The sequence below is a fragment of the Bordetella muralis genome, assembly GCF_054781015.1.
In genome coordinates this window covers 377772-400504 of sequence record NZ_BAAGVF010000003.1, presented here as the reverse complement: position 1 = coordinate 400504, position 22733 = coordinate 377772, and the positions used below count along the sequence as shown (strand labels likewise).

Here is a 22733-nt window from a genome sequence, read left to right as displayed (position 1 = left end):
TCTGGACGCCTCCCTGCCCTGTTCTCTCCTCTGCGACTCAATCGCGCGTTGGGTTGGCACGGTAGTGCCCTGTTGCTCGCATCATGCGCAACGGTGGCCTGCACGCCATCGGACGCATTTGCGCAAAACTGCACGGTCGCCAATAGCATTTCTCAGTGTACGGCCCAAGGCACGGTTTCGACGCCTGTCACGCTGACCACGACTGACGGTATTGATTTGACCAGTTCCGCCACGATTTCCGTCGAAGGCACTGAGGCTGTCAGCGGGATAAAAATGATCAGCCAGGGAACGGCGGGCAACGACTCGGATCTCAATGGCGGCGCCGGGCTGGTTGTCACCGTTGTGAACAACGGTGCGATTTCGTTGACGCCGACCTCAACCACTACCAGGATCATCGGTGCACAGGCCAGTAGTATCGGCGGGGACGGAAGCACGCCAAGTGACAATGACAACGGAGGCAACGGAGGCTCTGCCGCCTCTGCCAGTCTGACCGGTAACAGTAGCGCGGACATCACGATTTCCGCGTCATCGTCAGACACGCTCAATGGTGGCGTCATCGGGATGTACGCCAGCGCTCAAGGTGGAGCGGGCGCGGATGCGAATTCGGGAATACTAGACAACTACGGCGGCGACGGCGGTGTCGCCAATGCCGCGACCGTCGTCAGCAACGGAAATGTGACATTAGGATCGAGCGGCGCTGCACTGAACGGTGCAGGAAACGCATGGGGAGTCGCCGCTGCCAGTATCGGCGGCGCAGGCGGGGGCTTCGCCAAAGGCCCCAACTCTGACAACGATCCGACCGGTAATGGCGGCAGTACAGGCACGAACACGTCAGGTTCCTATGCCGCATCCGCAACGGTGACCGGCAATGTGGCGGTGTATTGGAACACCGCCCCCGGCCAACAAACGCAGAGCGTGGCTGGGGTAGTAGCGACCAGTCTGGGCGGCGCGGGCGGCACAGTCATCTGGACCGACGACCATGGCGGCAACGGCGGCATCGCAGACGTTGCCCAGGCAATCGTAGGACAGAGCGCCTCGACCACCCGAATCACCGTCGTCGCAAATCAAGCGCCGACCAAAGACAGTGCCGGTGTGCTGGTGATTTCCGAAGGCGGCGACGGCGGCGACTACGGAACAGATGACGCGACCGCTGGCAACGGAGGATCATCCGCAGGCGCTTCCGCTACGCTCTCCAACACCGCCGTAACCACTGGCGGGGACAGTGTTTTAGGGGTCCTGGTGCGATCGCGCAGCGGTGACGGCGGTGGCTTTGGAGAATCGGGGGAAGAACCCCCATCGGACACCATCGGCGGCGATGGCGGCCAAGCCGGCCAGGCTAGCGCGGCATTGACAAACAACTCCGTGATTACCACCTCTGGCACATACGCCTACGGCATCTTGTCTCAAAGCATGGGCGGGCTGGGCGGCATCGGCAGCAAATCCGGCGGGGCCGGCGCCAATGGCGGTGAAGCCGTCGCCACGATCGATGCGACCTCGTCTGTCTCTACCTCAGGAGACTACGCTGCCGCGATCGTTACACAGTCCATCGCGGGTGGTGGCGGAGCCGGTGGTTATTGGAGCCAATGGATCAGCGACAGCTCGGGCAATGGTGGCACCGGCGGGACGGCCGGGACCTCCAGCGTGACGACGAACGGCAAACTCCAGACCTCAGGACAATATGCCTATGGTGTATTGGTACAGTCCATAGGCGGCAGCGGCGGCGCAGGGGCGACCGGCACGGGCGTCATCGCGCTGGGGGGTAATGGCGGCGCAGGCGGCGCGGGGGGAACGGCTGATACCACAATCGGCGGCACCGTCGCCACCCAAGGATACGGCGCCATTGGCGCCTTGGTGCAGTCCATCGGCGGTGGCGGCGGTACGGCCGGCGGAGCCTCTGGTGTGATCTCGGTGGGCGGCACCGCCGCCGGCGCTAGCGACACGTCGGCTGGAAGCGTCGATGCCTCACTCTCCGGTACCATCACGACCGCTGGCGAGGCCGCGATCGGCTTATTGGCACAATCCGTCGGAGGCGGTGGCGGCAACGGCGGGTCTGCCGAAGGCGTGTCCGCAATCGGCGGTTCTGGCGGCGCGGGAGGCAACGGCGGTCAAGTGACAGTAGGTTTGAGCGATGGAGCCACGATAATCACTTCCGGCCTTTATGCTCATGGCGCTGTCGCCCAATCTATCGGCGGCGGCGGCGGCAATGGGGGCAGCGTATTCAGCCTGACGGCCGGCACTTCGGTCCCTGCCCTGGGCGGCAGTGGCAGCGGCGGCGGTAACGGTGACTCCGTTACGTTCACGGGCGATAACTTCACGGCCACCACCACCGGTGACGGCGCCATGGGCATATTGCTGCAATCCATCGGCGGCGGCGGCGGCACAGGCGGTTCATCCTCACAGACAGCCGTGCTTTCCGAAAGCAGCTTGGCAGTCGGTGGTGCAGGCGGCAGTGCGGGCAACGGTGGCGCGATAAGCTTGACGTCATCGAATGCCGCTGTGGCCACACAAGGCCAAGCCGCAGCCGCCATCACCGCGCAATCCATTGGTGGCGGTGGAGGCAACGGCGGTGCTGCGCATGACGCCGTGGCCGGCGTCGGTTTCACCTCGGCCATGGCGCTGGGCGGCAATAGCGGCAAAGCCGGCGACGGCGGCACGGTAGCAGTTTCGCTCACCGATACGACCGTCAGCACGGCATCAAGTACATCCAATACGGCGCTCGCGGATTCATTCGGCATCCTGGCACAGTCTATCGGTGGCGGCGGTGGCAGCGGCGGCAGCGCGCAAGCCAACAGCCTGACTTTCGCTGTGCCTGACCCCGAGACGCCTTTTGCCATTTCAACCAGCCTCTCGATAGGCGGCCAAGGTGGTGCCGGAGGCTCCGGGGAGTCGGTCACTATAGGGCTCGGCGATGGCGCCAATCTGACCACGGGCGGCATCGGCTCTCATGGCGTATTGGCCCAATCCATTGGAGGTGGCGGTGGCACGGGCGGCGCATCGCACGCGATGAGCACCACCGTTTCCACGACGGCTGCCAGCCTCGCCGTCAACGTCGATGTCGCCTTGGGCGGCGCCGGCGGAGAAGGCGGTAGCGGTGGCGGCATCAACATCACTCAAGACGCGGGCTCATCCGTTCACACATTCAATGACTTCTCCAACGCCATGATGGGTCAATCCATTGGCGGGGGCGGGGGCAATGCGGGGATAGGAAGCAGCAACAGCGGTGGTAAAGCCGCAGGCCAGACCATCACCGCGACCATCGGCGTCGGCGGCACCGGCGGAAGCGGCGGAAATGGCGGCACGGTCAACGCTCAGCTCAATCAAGGGGCGGTATTACAGACACAAGGCTCGGGTTCGCGCGGCCTGCTGCTGCAAACTATCGGAGGCGGCGGCGGAGCATCGCAGGGCGGCACGGTCAGCCTGTCTGCCAACATCAGCGGTGGCGGCGATGACGACGCCGATGACAGCTTTCAGGCCGCAGTGTCTGTAGGCGTCGGAGGAACGGGTGCGGCGGCGGGCACTGGCGGCACCATGACGCTGAGCGCGGACGGAACGATCACGACCGCGGGCGGCGACGCCGACGGCATCCTGGTGCAATCTATCGGCGGTGGCGGCGGCCTGGGCGGATCGGCGGGTGCCGATGCCTCGGGCGGACCCACTAGCTACAGTTCGGATCCGGACAACGCCGATCTGCAAGACGACGACAGCACCGGCAGCTATGCCATGTCGCTGGCCGTCGGTGGCCAAGGCGGCGGCGGCGGTGACGGCGGCACGGTTAACGTCAACTATGCAGGCACCACCGCCACCACGGGCGACCACGCAGACGGCCTCGTCCTGCAATCCATCGGCGGCGGCGGTGGTGTCGGAGGCACCTCCACCGCGTCGGGTGTCAGCGGCGCTGCACAGGTCACCATGGGAGTCGGCGGGTCCGGAGGCAGCGCGGGCAACGGTGGCGCGATCAACATCAACACCCAAGGCGACGGCACCTGGTCCAAAGGCGCTATTGTCACCAAGGGCGATGTCGCTTTCGGCCTGTTGGCGCAAACCATCGGCGGTGGCGGAGGACAAGGCACGGACGGGTCGGCCCACACCACGCACTCGAATAGTGAGATACCGAGCGTAGCGCTGGGTATCACGGGCGACACAGGTAACAGCGGCACAGGTGGCGACATCACGTCGAATGGCGAGATACTCAGTGCGCTCTCGGTCGCTACAGGGGGATTCAATTCCCATGGCATCGTGCTGCAGTCCATCGGCGGCGGAGGCGGTACAGCGAGTGTCGCCTCTGGCGACATCAGCGCGAATGGCAACTACACCGGGTTAGACATCCTGCTAGGGGGCGGAGGCATACACGAGGAGAATTCTGCAGCGCCCACAAACGGCGGCAACATCGGCATCTATTCCTGGCTGAACGTGCAAACTACCGGTGAGCACGCCTTTGGACTGGTCGCGCAGACCATTGGCGGCGGCGGCGGCATCGTCGCATCAGGCAGTGCCGACAATGTCGAAGCAATCATCCTCGCCCAGCAACCGTCATCGTATTTTCAGACGGCCATCAGCGGTGACATCAACATTACGATAGGCGGAAACGTCGGCAACGTGACGCCCGGCGGGCAAAGTCAAATTCTGACGACCGGGACAGGCTCTCACGGCATTGTGCTGCAAGCGATCGGCGGTGGCGGCGGCATTGCCGGCTACACCGCAAACGGCGCGATCTCCCCAGGATGGAACGGCATTTCGCGCGTATCGGCGCCTGTCGCGAACGCCTCGGCAGGCGACATCATTCTCGAATATACGGGCATTTTGCAAACGACTGGAGACGGTGCCTACGGCATCATCGCGCAGTCCATCGCGGATGGCGGCGGCTTGGCAGGCGACAGCCGCGGCAGCTATGCGGGTTCGGCCTATGACCACACCAGCTCTGGATACACGGGCAGCTACGCAGGCAACGTCACGATCCTGCAATCAGGCTCCCTGACTGCGACGGGCAGCAACGCCTACGCCATTTTTGCGCAAAGCGATGGTGCCGTAGACAATGGCAAGACCGTCGATGTAGAGATCTACGGCACGGTGAACGCAGGCTCTGGCGGCGGTGTCTGGATTGACGGTACTGCCCAGACAAACAAAGTCACCATCAACTCCGGCGGCAGCCTGTCGTCGACCGGCACCACCATCAAACAAACCGGAACGGGCTCAACGATTGTCACCAACTACGGGAACGTTGCCGGCTCGATGAGTCTGAGCGACCAAGGCGTTGCGCTCGGGACGATAGAAAACTTCGGCACGGTACTGAAGGCCGCCAACATCAACGGGCATGTGATCAACCACGGTGACTACCTGGTGGGTCTGAAGCAAGGCACAGCGGCATCGCATATCAGCGGCGATTTCACACAGGACTCTGGCGGCGTGCTGCATATCGGGGCAGATTTTGTCTCTCAGAAGGCAGATCTTTTGCAGGTCGATGGCACGGCACAGCTCGACGGCATGATCAACGTCAACAGCAGCCGCCTGATGCCGGGCCGACCGGTCGTGTTCCTGAAAGCAAACGACATTCCTACCAACACGACGCTGCAGGGAACCTCGCCGCTGTTCGATTTTGATACGCAGTACGCAGGCGGGCACGGCACGGTGACAGCGGGCGAGGCTCATTTCGACACCTTGTCACAGACCTACGGTGCCGGACGCAATTTACGCGAAATCGGCTCTCACCTGCAGGACATCTGGGAACGCGGCGGCACCGAAGATCTCGCCAGTCTCTATGCAAAGCTCGATCAAACCGCCGCGCAAGGACCCGCGAGCTTTAACAACGCGCTATCCAGCCTGTCGCCTGGCATTGCCGCTGCGCCTGCTGCGTTGAAACAAGCGGACATGGCGCGGTTCGCAAGCTCCCTGCTCAGTTGCCCACACTACCAAAACGCCGATCGGCAACTCAGTGAATCCTCATGCGTCTGGGGACAAATCGCTGCCCGCAAGACAAGCGTCGACGGTAGTCATGGCACCTCGTCGTTTGACGCGAGCGGCGTCACGTATCAGGTTGGCATGCAGCATCAGATCGCGCCGCAGTGGTATGCCGGCCTGTCGGCTGCCTATGAAAATGGCCACATCACCGCTGATGACCACCGCCAACGCATGAGTGGCGATACGGGCTTTCTGGGTGCCTCGTTAAAGTATGAGTCCGGCCCATGGACAGTGGCAGGCACATTGAGCGGCAGCTACGGCAGTTATGACAGCTCGCGGCGTATTCAGCTGCCCGGCACGAATACCACGGCCAAGAGTTCGCCCGAGGTATTTGCGCTCGGACAACGCCTGCGTGTGGCATATACCCACAAACTGGATAACGCCTACATCAGGCCCATGGTGGATCTGGATGTGATTTATACCAGCATGCCGTCATATTCAGAAAATGGAGCGGGGGCCCTGAATCTGGATTACAAACACAGCGATGACTGGGCAGTCGTGCTGACACCCGGCATTGAAGTGGGCGGCCGCGTCGCCTTGGGCGACGGCTATGTCGCCCGGCCGTATCTCGGCATGGGGTTGAGTCTGAGCAGCACGGATCACTGGAATAGTCACGCCAAGCTAGCGGCAGCCCCGTCCGGCAGCCGGCTCGCCACCGCCACCCTTGATACCGGCAGCACGTTCGGGCGGCTGACCGCGGGCGTGCAACTGTTCGGCGGTGACAAACTCGACGTCCGGCTGCAGTATGACGGCTTGTTCTCCGGCCAGGTTCACAGCCATGGTGGAACGCTGAAAGCGAGCTGGCGATATTGAGTGTCGTTTCGCTCGATGCCAATCGGCTATAGTCCGTAGCTGAACGGCACGTCGCCGAGGCCCTCGATCTTGCCGCGATCTGACTAACTCAAAAAAATCCTTTTTTCGAGCCGTTCTTAAAAGCCTGCCTCACCACGACAAAACATGAACAAATTCGATCTCGAAAAGAACAAAGCCCTGAAACTTGCCGGCCAGTTGAAACAGTCGGGCACGCCCGGCCGTTACGGCTCCGATCAAATGATCGATCGGCGCGAACAACGCAAACTGGACCAGGCAGCAGGTTTGGTGCCTTTTCCGCTGAAACTCACCCAAGCGCAAGCCGATCGCCTGCGCACACTGGCCCAGGAACGAGGCGTATCCACGAACGACATCGTGGCCGAACTCCTGCAAAGAGCGCTCGACGCCTGAATTGTCTATGCATATCTGGGTCGACGCCGACGCCTGCCCTGCCGTCATCAAGGACATCCTGTTCCGCGCCGCTCAGCGCTGGCAAATCCCTCTCACGCTAGTGGCAAACCAGATGTTGCGCACACCGCCGTCGCCCCTGATACGCGCGGTGCAAGTGCCGCGCGGATTTGACGTGGCAGATGCGCATATCGTCATGCATGCCAACGCTGGCGACCTGGTTATCACCGGAGACATCCCTCTGGCCGCCGAGGTGCTCGAAAAAGGCGCCATGGCGCTGAATCCGCGCGGCGAACGCTATTCGCCCGAGACGATTCGAGAGCGTCTGGCCGTGCGTGACATGATGGAGGAATTGCGGGCCAGCGGCATCGAGACGGGTGGCCCGGCGTCGTTCAGCCAGGCTGATCGCAAATCCTTTGCGAATCAGTTGGACACGCTGTTGGCGCGTCATGCGCGGTTGACGGCAAAGCCGTCAAATTAGCGGCCGGCGCCACATCGCAAGCCATCCGCTCGCCTCTCACCCGAACTGATTGCGCCGTTGGAACTGTGCAATCGCATTCAGCAGGTGCGGTGCGAACTTTGCCTCGTAGTCCGTTGCGGTCCATTCGCGCGACTCCCCGGCCAGATGCAATGCGCCAATCGGTGCACCGTTCGCGTCGATCACCGCAGCAGCCAGCGCGATCTCGCCGATGACGAACTCATCGACGACCATGGCGTAGCCTTTCTCTCGTACGGGCTTTAATGCAGCTTTGATGGCCTTCGGCGCTGTCAAAGTATGCTGGGTATAAGCCGTCAACGCGACATCGGTCAGCATCGACGTGAGTTGCGCATCGTCCAGCCGCGACAGCACCGCACGCCCACCGGCCGTGCAGAATAAAGGCACGCGACGGCCGATCAACGATGCGTGGTAATGCTCGGTCTTGGTCTGGTGGCGCATCACGTGCACCAATTCGCGGCCGTCATACAAAGACAGACTGATCTTTTCACCCGTGGCCTGCGATAGGCTCAACATGATGGGATTCCACGCCTCTACCAGCTCATGTGTGCGCAGAAAATGAAAGCTCAAATCGAGCACGCGCTTTCCTAGCCGATACCGGCGCGTCTGCGGATTCTGCTCCAGATAACCTTCGGCATTCAGCGTATAGGCGTAGCGCTGCGCCGCGCTCTTGTCCAGCCCGGTTCGCTCCATGATTTCCGTCAAACTCAGGTCGCCGCTGGCGCTCTTGAAACAGTTCAGCACGGAAAATGCCTTGCCGACAGAGCCTACGTATAAAGGATTGCTTGTCATCGTTTTCCAGAATAGACCGGTATCGCTGAGTAGCGCATAATAATATCAAGTATTACATAGCAATACCACACTCAACGCAACGCTCCGGGGCAGACAGGTTGCCTGCCCCCTTCCCAACGGACTGGAAAAATGAACAAAAGCGCCGGGATTCCCGCAGCACAATGGCTGGCTGGCCAGCATGACAACATGCTGGCCTTGCTCGCAGACTTGGTCAATATCGACTCCAACAGCTACGACAAGGCCGGCGTGGCACGTGTATTCCGCCGCTTGGAATCATTCTTCTCCGAGCATGATTTATCCATAACCTCGCATTTTGTCGGTGACGTAGAGGCCGCGATTTCTGTCACGGTGAACGCAGGCAGCACAGTGGGACAACCCGTTTTACTGATGGGGCATTGCGATACCGTATTCCCCGCCGGCGAAGCCGCTCGACGGCCGTTTCGTATCCAGGATGGCCGCGCCTACGGCCCCGGTGTCGCCGACATGAAACCTGGTGTCGTGATGAACGCTTTCATCCTGGCCGCTGCGGCGCAAAGCCCGGAGGTGCTGCCCGAGATCACCGCCCTATTCACGTGCGACGAAGAAATCGGCTCTCCGCTGAGTAAAGACATCATCGTGCCCTTTGCCCAGAAAGCCCGTTTTGCATTCAATGCCGAGCCTGGCCGTCCTTCGGGCAACGTTGTCACCGGCCGCAAAGGTGGTGTGTTTTTCGAAATGGATATCGAGGGCCGCGCTGCGCATTCAGGTGCCAATTTTTCCGAGGGCATCAGTGCCATCTCTGAGCTCGCCCACAAGATTGTGGCGCTGGACGAACTCACCGACATCGATCAGGGCGTCACCGTCAATGTGGGTCTCGTGTCCGGCGGGCTCTCGGTCAATACCTCGGCGCCATCAGCCAAGGCCTCCATTGATCTGCGCATTTTCAATCTGGAACAGCGCGAATCGCTCGTCGGCAGCATACGCTGCATCTGCAACAAATCCTTTATCACCGGCACCTTATCCAAGCTGGATATCAAAGGCGAATTCCGCCCGTTCGTACCGACTGCGCAATCCAAGCAATTATTCGAGTTGTACCAATCAGAATTGAACGCCATCGGGCACCAGGCCGAAGGGGAGTTCAGCGGCGGCTGTGCCGACTCTGGCGTGACCTCCAGCCTGGGGGTCATCACCTTATGCGGCACCGGCCCCGTGGGCGGAAAGTTCCACACGCTCGACGAGTATTGCGAGATCGACACGATCGTTCCTCGTGGACTCGCTGTGCTGAATACGCTGACCAGGCTTTCTGAGCAGCAATGGTAACGAGCAACGTTGCCGGTCCGCATCAATCGCTTTTTGTCCTTCCCTTTCTGACAGCAAAGTACACCCCATGAACGCACACGCAGCAGACGCACGGCGGTCCTTTCTCAAAACCGGCCTGGCACTGGCTTTGGCGCCGGCAATGACTGTGCCAGCCATGCAATCCGCCCGGGCGGCCGCCTATCCTGCGGGCCCGGTCACGATGATGGTTCCGTATCCTGCTGGCGGCCCTAGCGACGTCAGCGCCCGTATCTTGTCAGGCCCTATTGGCGAGGCGCTAAAGACTCCGGTTGTGGTCGAGAATCTGGGCGGCGCCACCGGTACCATCGCCGCCTCGAAAGTGTTGAATGCCAACGCCGACGGCAACTATTTTTTCCAGGGTACGCAGAACGAACTGATCATTCCCCCGCTGACCAACCGTCTGGTGCGATACCAGCCCGATGCGTTCGAAAACCTGCAGCCGATCACCATCACTCACCTGGTGCTGCTGGTGCGTGCCGATCTGCCTGTCAACACGACAGAAGAGTTTCTGAAACTAGCCGGGTCCCGCGACGCGGCAAATTCGCTGACCTATGGAACGGTCGGCGTAGGCTCGCTCTATCATTTGGTCACCGAGTATCTGGGCAAACTCACCAATGTGCCATTTACGCACATTCCGTACAAAGGCACTGCGCCGGTCGTGCAGGATCTCGTGGGTAAACAGATCGACTTCACCATCATGCCGTTTCAGGCCTCCATGCTGGAAATGGTGAACACTGGCCGTTTCAAGGCGCTGGCAGTGTTGTCCAAAGACAAACCTGCGGTATTGGCAAAGGTGCCCAGTATCACCGAGATCCCCAAGCTCGCTCAGTTTGAATATGCCAGTTATGCAGGCTATTTCGTCAAGAAAGGTACGCCCGCAGCGATCAAGGAAACGCTGAATCGCGCCATAGGCCAGGCATTACAGGATCCGGCCGTCATCGCCAAGCTGGAGGCCGACGGCCGCAACGTATCCAAATCGATGACATTGGAGCAGGCCCAGGCGGCATATACCGATGAGATCAAGAAGTACAAAGAGATGATCCGGGTTACGGGTTACGTGCAGGCGGACTGAGCTGCCTATCTCGGCGAGGGACAAGGGGCGCCGGATACCCAACGCGGGGCATGCGACAATCTCGTCACCGCCTCCTGCTCCTTGCTCATGCCCGATTCGACTTCACCCGCCTCCTCCACCGCCGTCCGCGTCGCCATCATCGGCGGTGGTCCCGCCGGTTTGATGGCGGCTGAGACGCTCGCGCGCCACGGCATATTGGCCGACGTTTACGACAGCATGCCGTCTGTCGGACGGAAATTCCTGCTGGCTGGCCGTGGCGGATTGAATCTGACGCATAGCGAGCCATCGGAACGCTTCAATCAGCGTTTTGGCAGCCGCAGTTCGGCCGTGGCCACCTGGCTGCATCGCCTGGACGCACAGGCGTTACGTGAATGGGCGCACGGGTTGGGAGTCGAGACATTTGTCGGCACATCTGGCCGCGTGTTTCCGCTCGAAATGAAGGCCGCTCCGCTGTTGCGGGCCTGGCTGTCACGACTGCGCGCCGCAGGGGTGCGTTTTCACATGCGGCACCATTGGAACGGCTGGACAGAGGGCGAGACACCTGCCCCTCAGAGGCTGCACTTTACAACCCCGCATGGCTCATTGACGGTGCATGCCGACGCTGCAATCCTGGCACTTGGTGGCGCCAGCTGGGCTCGCCTGGGCTCGGACGGCAGTTGGGTTGCAGGCCTGCAGGAACACCACATAGACGTCGCCCCGCTGCGCCCGGCCAATTGCGGTTTTGAGGCGGATTGGAGCGCACACCTGCGCGAACGCTATGCAGGAATGCCCCTCAAATCCATCGCCATGGCGCTCGATCGCGATGGAGAGCCCGGCACATGGCGACGTGGCGAATTCATGCTGACCGAATCGGGCATCGAAGGCAGCCTGGTCTATGCCCTGTCAGCTGGATTGCGAGACGCGATTGATGCACAGGGCTCAACATTCGCCTGGGTCGATTTACTGCCCGACCTCTCTGCCGACAAAGTCGTCGCGCAAGTTTCACATTCTCGTGGCGCGCGCTCCATGGCCAGTCATTTGCAAAGCCGGCTTGGACTGAAAGGCGTCAAGACAGCACTGCTGCGCGAATGCACAGCGGCACAAGATTGGCACGATATGGCATTGCTGGCACGCCGTATCAAGGCACTACCTCTGCGACTATTGCGCACGCGGCCGATCGATGAAGCCATTAGCAGCGCAGGTGGTGTGCGGCTGGAGGCTACCGACGACACACTGATGCTCAGACACGCGCCTGGCATCTTTTGCGCCGGAGAAATGCTCGACTGGGAAGCCCCGACGGGCGGTTATCTGTTGACGGCAAGCATGGCCAGCGGTGCAGTCGCGGCCGACGGTGTGCATGCGCGTCTTGTGCCTGGAAACTCGATAGATTGAGATCCCATCCATGAAAATTTTCGACAGCAACACCACTGCAGAACGCCTTTCATTCGATGCACTGATCCCAGCCATTCGGCAGATGTTCATCGAGACCTGCGTAGTCCCGCGCCGGCATATCCATACCATTAATGAACGCGAGCGCACCACCGATACGCTATTGATCATGCCTGCATGGCAAGACGGCAAATATCTCGGCATCAAACATGTGACGATCTTTCCGGAAAACGCCAAACAAGGCAAACCTGGTTTGTTTTCCACCTATACCCTGTTTGACGCCACTAACGGCCAGCCCCTGGCCATCATCGATGGCGATCAGATCACCGTACGGCGCACTGCGGCGGCCTCGGCATTAGCGGCATCCTATCTCGCACGCGAGGACGCCACCGACATGCTCATCGTGGGCGCCGGCAACGTTGCCCGGGCACTTGCACCGGCCTATGCGGCGATACGCCCCATCAGGAAAGTCTCGGTGTGGAATATCAATGCCGAAAAAGCTGATAGCCTCGCACAGCAGCTTTGCGCCGCAGGTTTTGACGCGCGTAGCGTCACCGATCTGCGCCACGCAGTCGAACAGGCCGATATTGTTTCCTGCGCGACGCTATCGCGTGCGCCGCTGATTCAGCGAGCCTGGCTACAACCCGGAACACACCTGGATCTCATTGGCAGTTTTCAACCCGCCATGCGTGAAACAGACGACGAGACGTTCGCCGACACATCCGTGTTCATCGACACCACCGAGGCGCTGGAAAAATCGGGAGACTTGCTTTCCCCTATTCAGAACGGCCGGTTCTACGCCGCCGACGTGCAAGCCACGCTCGAAGACTTGTGCAATGGCGTTCATCAGGGACGTAGGTCTGCGGACGAAATTACGGTGTACAAAGCCGTCGGAACGGCGTCTGAAGATCTGGCTTCGGCCATTCTGGTTTATCAGGCTGGCTGATCGCCAGGCACGCCTGCTTACAGATTCTATTGACGACTCATTCGTAGAGTCGGCACGGCGAGAGCAGAAAATAAGACGGCGCAGCTCGGTCAAGCTGCGCCGTCGGCAATACCACACCTCGATCAGGCAGGCATGCCGCCTGCCTTGTTGCTGCACGCTATCGAGGCCGCAATACCAGCGTGTCACCTAGTTCACTCTCAACCTTCTGACGGCTGAACGCCATGGGAATATATTTCCCTGTCGCCCAGCCCTCCAGCAGATTCCGGTAATACGGACTGCGCGGATCAGCAGACTGTCCCGGCATATTCTGGATGCGCGAGTTATCCCAGTTGCCTACGTCGATCACCTGCCGGTACGACGCGCCGCTGATCTGCCGGAAATCCGACTTGCGGAATGTCGCGCGATGCACCGTATCGTTGTCCCCGCTGACCGGATACCGAGGCGTGCCATAGGCTTTGGCAGTGTCGGGCGGCAGCAGGCCGGCGAGGCTGTGCTCGAACTGGATATGGTGCAGGCGGCCCCATTCCCATTGCCTGGAATCGGTACCCAGCGCTGCAGTCAGCTTGCGCATGCCATCGCCCAGCGCGGCCAGCAGCAACGCTGCCCGGCCTTGCTCGGGCCGCGGACCGAAGGCCGCATCGGGCGTCGCCAGTTTTTCCAGCACCTTGATCGTCGCCAACTGACCGAACACCTTGCTGCCCTGCGGCGGCACGTACAACTCGGAGACCCGCTTGACCACCTCTGGCAGCCAGAACTCATACACGGTGGCGGCTTCGGAATCGACTTCGGTACGGTAGTCCCAGTCCTTCAACAAACGCAGCGCCTCGCCAACCACAGGATCGGTAGAGTTCAATGCTTTTGCATAGCCCGTCAATGTGCGTGCCGGCAGCGACAGATTGTCGAACTGCAAATGTTGCGAAGTCTCCAGACTCAGTCCCTTTGCGTCGGCCAGAACCTCTCGGATCCGCTTGACCCGGAACGGCTCCGCCCAGGCGCGCCCGGACATGTCCTTGTACGGATAGTCATAAGGCAGGTTGTATTCGTTGGCCGTAGCGATGTAGCCCTCGGGCGGGTTGAACGCTTTAGGCAGCGAACGCGTCGGCAGGAAACCGTTCCACTCGTAATCGCCATTGCCCGGCACCGGCAGCATGCCGGACCAGTCCTTGCGTGGGCGGATCGGCGCGATGCTGCCGCCAAACCAGCCGATGTTGCCGTCCACGTCGGCATACACCATGTTTTCGCTGGGCGTGTAGTGCCGCTCCATACCGGCGACGAATTCCTGCCAGTTTTGGGCTTGATTCAGGCGCAGACTGGCGAGATATGCCGCGGTGCCCGGAAACTCCAGATAGGCCGCGCGCAGCGCGTAAGCTTTATGAGCCACCCGATCTTCGTGAATGATGGGCCCATGCCGTGTGAACTTCAACTGCCGTGTCGCGGCCGCCTGGCCTCGTACCGGAATCGATTCGTCCAGCGACCGCATGGTTTCCCAGCCGCCGCGATAACGGTACTGATCGGGATTCGCGGGATTCGTGTCATACACGTAGAGGTCCTCTTCGTCGGCAAAGGCGAAGATGGTCAGGCCGAATGCGATACGGTCGTTATGCCCCATCGATACACCCGGCAAGGCAGGCTCACCTGCACCAATGACATTCCAGCCTGGCGCATTCAGATGCACCATGTAGCGCAGCGATGGCATCGCGATCGCACGATGCGGATCGCCCGCCAAGATCGGTCGGCCTGTGGCGGTGCGCTGACCAGAGATGGTCCAGTTGTTGCTCTCGTAACGTGGAGCCATCGGATCAAAGGCCGGGTCCAGCGAGGCCAGCATATTGGCCGACAGGCTGCGCGCAAGCTCCTCGCGCTCGGCCGCAGCCAAGGGGCTGCGAGGGAAATCGCCCGCCTCGAATTTCTGACCCTTTCGAGCCAGGTTGTAGTCGGCCAGAATGTTTTCATTGATCTGATTTACGTTCAATCCAGCCGGCACTTGCAAAGCAATAGGCGGCTCATAGACGCCCAGGTCTTGCACAGTATTCACCCCCATTGCCGCGACCTGCTGCGCCAGCTTGACCTCGCTAGTGACATTACGAGTCAGTCCATAAATGCGGATCAGAGAGGTCTGCGGGCTCCAGTAGCCAGGCAGGGTACCCGTCAGTTTGAATTCGGGCGGCAGTTGTTCCGGGTTGGCTTTCACCCAGTCGACGTAGGCGTTGATACCATCGGCAAAGGCCGTCAGGATCGCCTGTCCTTCGGGGTGATAGCTGGCGAACTCCGCCTGCAGATTGCCGCGGTACAAAAACAGGCGAGCTGCCCGGTCTTGCTCGACGAAACGCGGGCCAAACTGCTCGGCCATTTTGCCTTCGCCCTGCCGGCGCCACAGATCCAGTTGCCACAAACGGTCTCGCGCCGCGTTGAACCCCTGGGCAAAGAACAGATCGTGTTGATTCTGGGCGTAAATGTGCGACACGCCGTGCTGGTCGCGCAGGATTTCTACCGGCTGCGTCAATCCCGGCATATCGATGGTGGCATGTTTGTCCCCACCCGGCCCCGCGCAGCCTGCCAGCAATGCCACGGCGCCACATGCCAGCCATGCGGCGATCTTGCGATTGAACGTACGCATATCTCTCCTCCTCCCTGTTGACCTGCTGGCGCCGTCGCACCTGTCCCGGCGCATTGCCAATAATGTAAACAGATGGCAGAGAAATATTGTTGTATTTCGTGAATTTTTTCAATCAACGTAACAATGCTGCATAAAAAGCGGACCTATGGACGAGGACATCGAGGTCTATCAGCGCTCTTGGGAAGCTTTTATTACGTATCTGCACAGAAAGATTTACCGACGGTTCGTTGCCGTTCGAGACTCGACGTGCACCCAGACGGAGTCAAAATTCAAATCACGGTAGCCACCGCGGGCACGATAGTTGCGGTGCACCGAGCCCACACACCGTTTGGAGAACTCACATGAAGCGTGAATTACTTGCCCGGGTTGCAGCGATAACCGTCATAGGCGCCATGGCTGGCGGCGCATATGCCCAAAGCATGCCCAATACGGGTGTGCCGTCTAGCAGTTCGCCGTCCACAACGCCGAATGATGGAACGGCAGTGCCGCCCAACGCACCCGTGCCTCCCGGCCAGATCCCGCCGGCGGGCCAAACCAATCCGGCGCAAGGTGGCCAGGGATATGCCGGTGACCGCTATGCAATGCCCTCCGGCGCAGGTGGCGACTCGTGCGTCCCGGGCAGCCAAACCGGCCTGCAGCTAGACCATAACTATGTCCCCAATCGCCAAGAGACCGCCATCAACGAAGTGAGGACCTCTGACATGTGCGGCAACAGATAAGTTTGCTTGCAGATCAGCGGCACCCTGCGGGTGCCGCTTTTTATGTCGACAGGTCTAGCAGCGAGTTACTGACGATAGTCAGTCGACAACAATGTCGTATCCGCGCGGCACACTACAGGCTCTGACACCAAGGAGCCAGCCATGCAGTCGAACAGACTGCTGTTGACAGTGGCTCAGAAATAGTCACAGATTTTGTTCGGCTGCCAAGGTAAATATCTTGGCCCAGCGGTGCGCTTGCTTGTGATCATGCATGGGGATTTCCCAGTCGCCTTGAGCGTTGTGGTCCAGATGCAAGGCCAGCATCCAACTCCCCGCGCGCTTCAATGCGTGTGCGCTTGCAATGTCGGTGAAAATAAATTGCGCCCTGCTTCCCTCGACCGTCAATGAGCCTCGCTTGGCCTTGGCGTCGAGGTGAATCTCGCCCCAGGATTCCTTGAGCGACACGATACGTTTGCCATCGACGGTTTTACCGTGAATCGTGCGATATCGATGAACGAAAGCAGCGATCACTGCGACGATTACGACCACCGCCAATAAATCGGCGCCGACACCCGCCAGCCAGCCGAACCTCGCAGCAGTGACCATGTACAGCGCAACAGCGCCATAGATAAGGGCTGCGAGCACGATGAAGGCTAGAACAATGGGCATTGTGCGTTCCTATGGAAATCCGCAGATCGTCGTCCTCGCTACAAACTGAGCCAGCGGCGGCAGCCACGATCCTTGCGTAATCGATAACAGGTCTCGAACACGGAACGGCCGCGGCGCAATTGCCCCAATCAGCACAAATAAAGCTCAGTCCAACGGCCTCGGCAGCGGCACATTGAGCTCTCCCCCCAACTTTGCCAGGCTATCCCAAATCGCAGGGGCAAACTCGATCTGGTGCTTATTCCGCGCGCGATTCGTGGCCTCGTATTCACCCGGATACTGTACCGCGTCCACGCCCGGTTGCGGCTTGCACGCGTGCAGATAGTCGATAAAGGCGCTGACCTCTTGAATGCGCCAATCCGTCTGAAAACCCACGCGAGCATCGAGCAGCAGCGCGAACATATTGTTCATCGCTGCGCCTTCGCGCGGACGGGCCGGTTGTATGGTGCCGCCACCCGACAGTACGCCTGCCAACAGCTCAGCCACCAGACCCATCGCATAGCCTTTGTGCCCGCCAAAGGGCAACAACGCCCCGGGAGGATCGGTAAACAACGCATTAGGATCCGTAGTCGGATTCCCCTGCGCATCGATTAGCGATCCCTCCGGTGCCTGCTGGCCATTTGCCGCCAAAACGCGCGCCTTGTTCACGGCAATCGAACTCGTCGCCATATCCACCAGAAAAGGCGGCCGGCCATCTGGCAGCGGGCCGGCAAAGCACAAAGGATTCGTCGTCATGCAAGCCTGCGCTCCGCCGAATGGCGCAACCGTAGGCGCGCGGTTGATCACGTTGGTAAACGCCAGCAGGATAAAGCCGTCATGCGCCGCCATTTCACCGTAGAAACCCATGCGGCCCAGATGATGGCTATTGCGCAGCGTCACAATGCATTGACCATGTTCGCGTGTGCGTTGTAAGGCCTGCTGCATGATCACCTTGCCCACATGCTGTCCCAGGCCTTGATTGCCTTCGAACGCCAGCATGGGCCCATGGTCGTACATCACCGTGGGACGCGCCGAGCCATTGGCCAGGCCCTTTTCCAATACCTTGCGGTAATTCGGCAGAATCGACAGGCCATGGCTGGTATAGCCAACACGGTCTGACTCCACCAGATGCTCGGCCACATTGGCGGCAATGTCATCCGGAATGCCTTGCGCCACCAACAGCGCGGTGCCATAAACGATGGCGTCTTCGATATGTATCTTCATCGCAGCACCCTTACATCCAGCCCAGCCAGCGCCAGTACGTTGCAGCCATCACCAACATCAGCCCGAAACCCACAATCGTGATGCCAATACCCACCTTGGCAAATTGCTTGGCGGTAAAGGTTTCCGTGCCCATGCAGACCATATTCTGCGGTGCGTTGATGGGCAGCATGAAACCGTAGCTCACCACGAAGCCCAGCAACATCGTCATGCCCAGGCGATTGAAATCGCCTGGCAAGGTTTGCAGCACCGAGATCAAAATCGGCAGCATGGCGGACGTCAACGCCGTCGCACTGGCGAAACCCAAGTGAATCAGAATCAGGAAAGCGCCCAGAATGGCAAAGATACCCACCGGCCCGACTTTATCCAGACCAGTATTAGTCACCACCTGAGACCCCAGCCATTGGCCAGCCTGCGTCGTCAAGAGTGCAGTACCTAGGCTGATGCCGACCCCGAACACGATCACCGTACCCCATGGAATACGCGACTGTACGTCTTTCCATGTCATAACGCCGATGCGCGGCAGCATCAACAACACCAACCCAAAATACGTCGTCGACGTCGTATCGAAATGATGCAGTTTCCCTTCTGTTGACCAGGAAAGCAGCAGCAGGACCGATACGATCATCAGCCGTTTTTGCGGGCCCGTCATCGGGCCGAGGTCACGCAGCGATTGCTCGACGGCTTCCTTGCCGCCTTGGACCGCATCGGTCTCGGGCGGCAACAGCTTCAACACGAGGACCACGAGGAACGCCGACATGATGATGGCCCACGGCGCACCGGCCACCAGCCAATCAGACCAGGCCACACGCTGGCCCAGCATCTTGTCCATGAAGCCCACCGTCAGCAGGTTCTGCGCAGCAGCAGTTTGAATACCAACGTTCCAGATACTGGTCGCCTGCGCCACGATGATCATGATGCCGGCGGCGATATGCGAGCGTTTTTCCACGCCGAACGCAGCGATGACACCCATCATGATCGGCACCACGCAAGCACTGCGCGCCGTCGCGGACGGCACCACCAGGCTGAGCACAATCGTGACCGCAATCGCGCCCATCATGATGCGGCGCGTGCTGGTGCCGACCTTGGACAAGGTGACCAGTGCGATCCGCTTATCCAGGCCCGTGAACGTCATGGCGGCAGCGATGAACAACGCGCCAGCCACCAGGGCGAGCGCAGAATTTGAAAACCCGGTCAACGCCATCGTGATGGCCCGGGACGTACCGTATACGACGCTGGGGTCCTGCACTGTCGGAGCGGTACCCAACAAAAACGCCATCAAGGTGGTAATCATGATGGCGCTGGCTTCGTACGACACGGCTTCGGTGATCCATACCACCACGGCGAATACCAGGATGGCCAACATGCGATGCCCCGCAACGGGCAGCGCGTCAGGCATCGGCATAAACAGGACGACGAGCATGGCAATGACACCGGCGATCAAGCCAATGGGGATTTTTGCTTTGCTGGGGGGACTGGCGGGTGGGGCCGCAGGTGAGGCGGGTTTAACGGGAACAGCGACAGGCTCAGACATGCCTTTCTCCGGTAACCAAAATGGGGCATCGAATGCAACCGGAGCCGTTCGCGGGCAGCGCCGCGAATAACAATAGGTCGCAGGCAACGCAGGAATATTCTATAACAATGTAACGACGGAATAAGAAACAATCCCTCAGCTTCGCACGCGATTATTGCGAAATATCAATACCGATCCACGTCATCAATTCCCCTCGTAATAACCGCCGTCGATCACGAACGGTGGCGCTCTCCCCCCTGTCCTATTCGCTCATTTTTGGCCGAGACAAGTCCATCTATGCGCGAAAGTTTCGGGCATTCTTGGCTTACGCTAGTACCGACACGCAGTACGGACGGAAACCACAGTGCAACCACACCTGATCAAAAAACCCTACCACCCTGTGGTCCTCGATATATTGCAAAGGCATCGGGCCCGTGCGGTCCTGGATGCGCCATGCGGCCATGGTTGGCTGGGGCACGAATTCGCCCGGCGTCAGCCGGATTTGCAGATCGACGGTTTGGGGTTATGGGAATATCCCGTGGAGGTACCTGTCTATGGGATGGTCCGCGAGCAGGATCTGGACGAGCCCTTGCCCAAGCTGCCCCGCGAATACGATGCGGTAGTTTGCTGCGAAGCCATTCATTTGCTCACCAACCCAGGATCCGCCCTGAAAGGCTTTCGCGATGTGCTGCGGCCCGGCGGCAAATTGATTGTCACCACGCCGAACACATGGCATGTCAGATCGCGAGGCCAGTTCTTCTTGCGAGGATTTCACTCAGGGTTCAGCCCGATGTATGGCAAAAAGCGGGGCGACTACATCACGCATTTTCCATTTTCATTTCCTCAACTGCACCTCGTGCTCACCACTTCAGGATTTCGGCAAATTGAACTGCACGAGGTCGACGAGCCGAAGCCAAAGCGGCACGTCGAACGCCTATTGGGATGGCCGGGGGAAACCTACTGCCGCCGCAAGGCCGCTCACGCAGCAGATGCCGACGAAGCCCGCTATTGGGAACAGGCAGGCAGCCCGCAATCGATGTACGGGCGCTGGCTCGTGGTGAGCGCCGAGCGGTAACGAAGCCATATCCAGCGTGAGGCGCTGGGATCGACTCCGTCTACCACGACAGTGGTAATCCCAGGTTCGGTGCGGTGTTTCGTTTGCGGCGCAGGCGCAGAGTCTCGTTCTCAAGATCCGTTAAGCGGCGTCAAACGTCACATATAGAATAAATTTGTCAAAAAATAAAATATAGCGCTTGCACAAGTATCTGTTGTAATCAGCGCCTAATGATTGTTTCAATTGGTTATACCCTATCCTAGGCAAGCCCCACGCCAAAACTCGTGTAATAACCCCGGCGACGTGGACGCTGACGCCACATCACTGCCGCTAATAAAGGCGCAATCAAATAATGGCGAATTTTTTCTTCGATCTGAAGGTTTCCGACGCGACGGTCGATCAGACCAATGCAGACCCGGGTACCAACAGTGCCGCCGTGCTCCCCGGGTCGCAGACACTGAGCGTCGACGGCGTGGACCTGACAGTGTCGGTCCCGCTGTTTATGTTTCCGACGACGGGCGCGACAGTGATCGTGACCAACGGCGCAACCCTGGACACGCCAGACTTGTTGTTCGCTACCACCGGTGCTGATCAGATACCGGGCAAGCTGCTGATCGATGGGACCTCCTCGGCTACGGTGAATCAGTTTACGGGTCCTGTACCTAATGGCGGTACCGTAAAGCTGAACGTGGAGTTCGGTGGCGATGGAGATGGCAGTTTCACTTATGTGAGTTCCGGCATCACAAGCCCTATCATGATAAATGGCATGAGCGCGGGCGATTCTATTCATGTGCCCAACGCCACCTTTATGCAGTTCAACTACGATCCTACATCCGAGACGGGTACAGTCCATTTCGTAAGCGGCGCCTTGCCGGTAACGATGTCGATCCAGGGCATGCCGGCGAGCGTAGGAAACGTCATTGCCGCCGATCCGCAAAGCTACTTCACCAACGGCGATTTTGTGATGCCGGTCTGCTTTCTAAAAGGCACGCGTTTACGTACGCCACGCGGAGACGTCGCTATCGAAGCATTGCAGGCCGGCGATCAAGTCTGGGGCCAATCCGGATGGCGCACCGTGAAATGGATCGGCTGGCGCAAGTACCGTGTCGCGCTGCTGCGCACCGACGATGAGCGCGCAGCAACATTGCCCATCCGCATTCGCCAGCACGCCTTCGCCGCGAGTATGCCGGATGCCGATCTGCTGGTGTCACCTTGGCACCATTTATGGCTAGACGGCGTGCTGGTACGCGCCAGGTGTCTCATCAATGGCCGCACCATCGTGCAAGAGCCACGCACGGAATGGGTGGAGTATTACCACGTGGAATTGGATCAGTTCGACGTAGTGATCGCACATGGCGTGTATTCTGAATCGTGGGCTGATGGCGGGAACCGTGATTTTTTCCAGAACGTGGCTGTTTCCGAACTACGGCCGCAAGATCGCAAACGTCGTCGTGCTGATCGTCCCGGTTTTGCGGTGTTGCGCGACCCCGTTGCGGAAGCAGCTCTGCGCGAAAAATATGCCGCTCGTGCGATGAGCCTGCCGAGTGTCGAAGCTCCTATCGCTGTTGCCAACGGATAAGCACAAGGGGCGGTCTTTACGTCGTGTATGACTGCACACTTTGCAATTCTTGAGTTGGTCGCATTCCTGAGCCGCATGTAAGGTTGAGCCCTGAGCTATCAGTTCACGCTCATGCTGCACACATCAGGAGATGGCGATGGAGTCTTTCTACCATCAAACAGTTAAACCTTTATCAGAATCCGAATTACGCGCTCGACGCGCTGTCGCTGCCGGACGGCAGCTGATCAATCCCGCCCCCGCTC

General features: G+C 59.8%; 15 protein-coding genes. 10 read left to right on the top strand and 5 right to left on the bottom strand.

Annotated features, from left to right (window positions below):
- The first annotated feature begins 72 nt into the window (after positions 1–72).
- The 3 genes from ACYVIT_RS06890 (at position 73) to ACYVIT_RS06880 (ending at position 7654) form a co-directional block, all read left to right on the top strand.
- Positions 73–6768 (top strand): hypothetical protein, encoded by a 6696-nt coding sequence (locus tag ACYVIT_RS06890; protein WP_415806363.1) that lies wholly within the window; start codon positions 73–75, stop codon positions 6766–6768.
- A gap of 144 nt (positions 6769–6912) precedes the next feature.
- On the top strand, positions 6913–7176 hold the full coding sequence (locus ACYVIT_RS06885) for a hypothetical protein (RefSeq protein ID WP_415806362.1): 264 nt from the start codon (positions 6913–6915) through the stop codon (positions 7174–7176).
- Between the two features lie 7 nt (positions 7177–7183).
- Positions 7184–7654: a YaiI/YqxD family protein gene (locus tag ACYVIT_RS06880; protein ID WP_415806361.1), complete on the top strand. Its 471-nt coding sequence runs from the start codon at positions 7184–7186 to the stop codon at positions 7652–7654.
- A 36-nt stretch (positions 7655–7690) separates the two neighbouring features.
- On the opposite strand, the gene ACYVIT_RS06875 is transcribed toward ACYVIT_RS06880, so the two are convergent.
- Positions 7691–8461: an IclR family transcriptional regulator gene (locus ACYVIT_RS06875; RefSeq protein ID WP_415806360.1), complete on the bottom strand. Its 771-nt coding sequence runs from the start codon at positions 8459–8461 to the stop codon at positions 7691–7693.
- A 129-nt stretch (positions 8462–8590) separates the two neighbouring features.
- Between ACYVIT_RS06875 and ACYVIT_RS06870 the strand changes: the two genes are divergently transcribed.
- The 4 genes from ACYVIT_RS06870 (at position 8591) to lhpI (ending at position 13164) form a co-directional block, all read left to right on the top strand.
- Entirely contained in the window at positions 8591–9760 is a 1170-nt protein-coding gene (locus ACYVIT_RS06870; RefSeq protein WP_415806359.1) for a M20 family metallopeptidase, read from the top strand.
- 67 nt (positions 9761–9827) lie between these two features.
- On the top strand, positions 9828–10850 hold the full coding sequence (locus ACYVIT_RS06865; RefSeq protein WP_415806358.1) for a Bug family tripartite tricarboxylate transporter substrate binding protein: 1023 nt from the start codon (positions 9828–9830) through the stop codon (positions 10848–10850).
- Between the two features lie 87 nt (positions 10851–10937).
- Positions 10938–12221: a TIGR03862 family flavoprotein gene (locus ACYVIT_RS06860; protein ID WP_415806357.1), complete on the top strand. Its 1284-nt coding sequence runs from the start codon at positions 10938–10940 to the stop codon at positions 12219–12221.
- 10 nt (positions 12222–12231) lie between these two features.
- Complete coding sequence (gene lhpI, locus ACYVIT_RS06855; RefSeq protein WP_415806356.1) at positions 12232–13164, top strand: bifunctional Delta(1)-pyrroline-2-carboxylate/Delta(1)-piperideine-2-carboxylate reductase; 933 nt, start codon at positions 12232–12234, stop codon at positions 13162–13164.
- A 157-nt stretch (positions 13165–13321) separates the two neighbouring features.
- Here the strand turns inward: lhpI and ACYVIT_RS06850 are convergent, their stop codons facing one another.
- Positions 13322–15781 carry a penicillin acylase family protein gene (locus ACYVIT_RS06850; protein WP_415806355.1) on the bottom strand — a complete coding sequence of 820 codons (2460 nt, stop codon included), beginning with the start codon at positions 15779–15781 and terminating at the stop codon, positions 13322–13324.
- Positions 15782–16122: 341 nt separating this feature from the next.
- On the opposite strand from ACYVIT_RS06850, the gene ACYVIT_RS06845 reads away from it, so the two are divergent.
- A complete protein-coding gene (locus ACYVIT_RS06845) occupies positions 16123–16500 on the top strand; it encodes a hypothetical protein (RefSeq protein ID WP_415806354.1) in 378 nt (125 codons plus the stop codon).
- A 183-nt stretch (positions 16501–16683) separates the two neighbouring features.
- On the opposite strand, the gene ACYVIT_RS06840 is transcribed toward ACYVIT_RS06845, so the two are convergent.
- The 3 genes from ACYVIT_RS06840 to ACYVIT_RS06830 all read right to left on the bottom strand — a co-directional run bounded on the left by ACYVIT_RS06840 (position 16684) and on the right by ACYVIT_RS06830 (position 19879).
- Positions 16684–17148, bottom strand: a complete 465-nt coding sequence (locus tag ACYVIT_RS06840) for a hypothetical protein (RefSeq protein ID WP_415806353.1) — start codon at positions 17146–17148, stop codon at positions 16684–16686.
- A 144-nt stretch (positions 17149–17292) separates the two neighbouring features.
- On the bottom strand, positions 17293–18348 hold the full coding sequence (locus tag ACYVIT_RS06835; protein ID WP_415806352.1) for an Ldh family oxidoreductase: 1056 nt from the start codon (positions 18346–18348) through the stop codon (positions 17293–17295).
- 10 nt (positions 18349–18358) lie between these two features.
- Complete coding sequence (locus ACYVIT_RS06830; protein WP_415806351.1) at positions 18359–19879, bottom strand: DASS family sodium-coupled anion symporter; 1521 nt, start codon at positions 19877–19879, stop codon at positions 18359–18361.
- A gap of 343 nt (positions 19880–20222) precedes the next feature.
- Here ACYVIT_RS06830 and ACYVIT_RS06825 point away from each other — a divergent pair, with 343 nt between their 5' ends.
- A complete protein-coding gene (locus ACYVIT_RS06825) occupies positions 20223–20933 on the top strand; it encodes a class I SAM-dependent methyltransferase (protein ID WP_415806350.1) in 711 nt (236 codons plus the stop codon).
- A 331-nt stretch (positions 20934–21264) separates the two neighbouring features.
- Positions 21265–22491: a Hint domain-containing protein gene (locus ACYVIT_RS06820; protein WP_415806349.1), complete on the top strand. Its 1227-nt coding sequence runs from the start codon at positions 21265–21267 to the stop codon at positions 22489–22491.
- Positions 22492–22733: the final 242 nt, after the last annotated feature.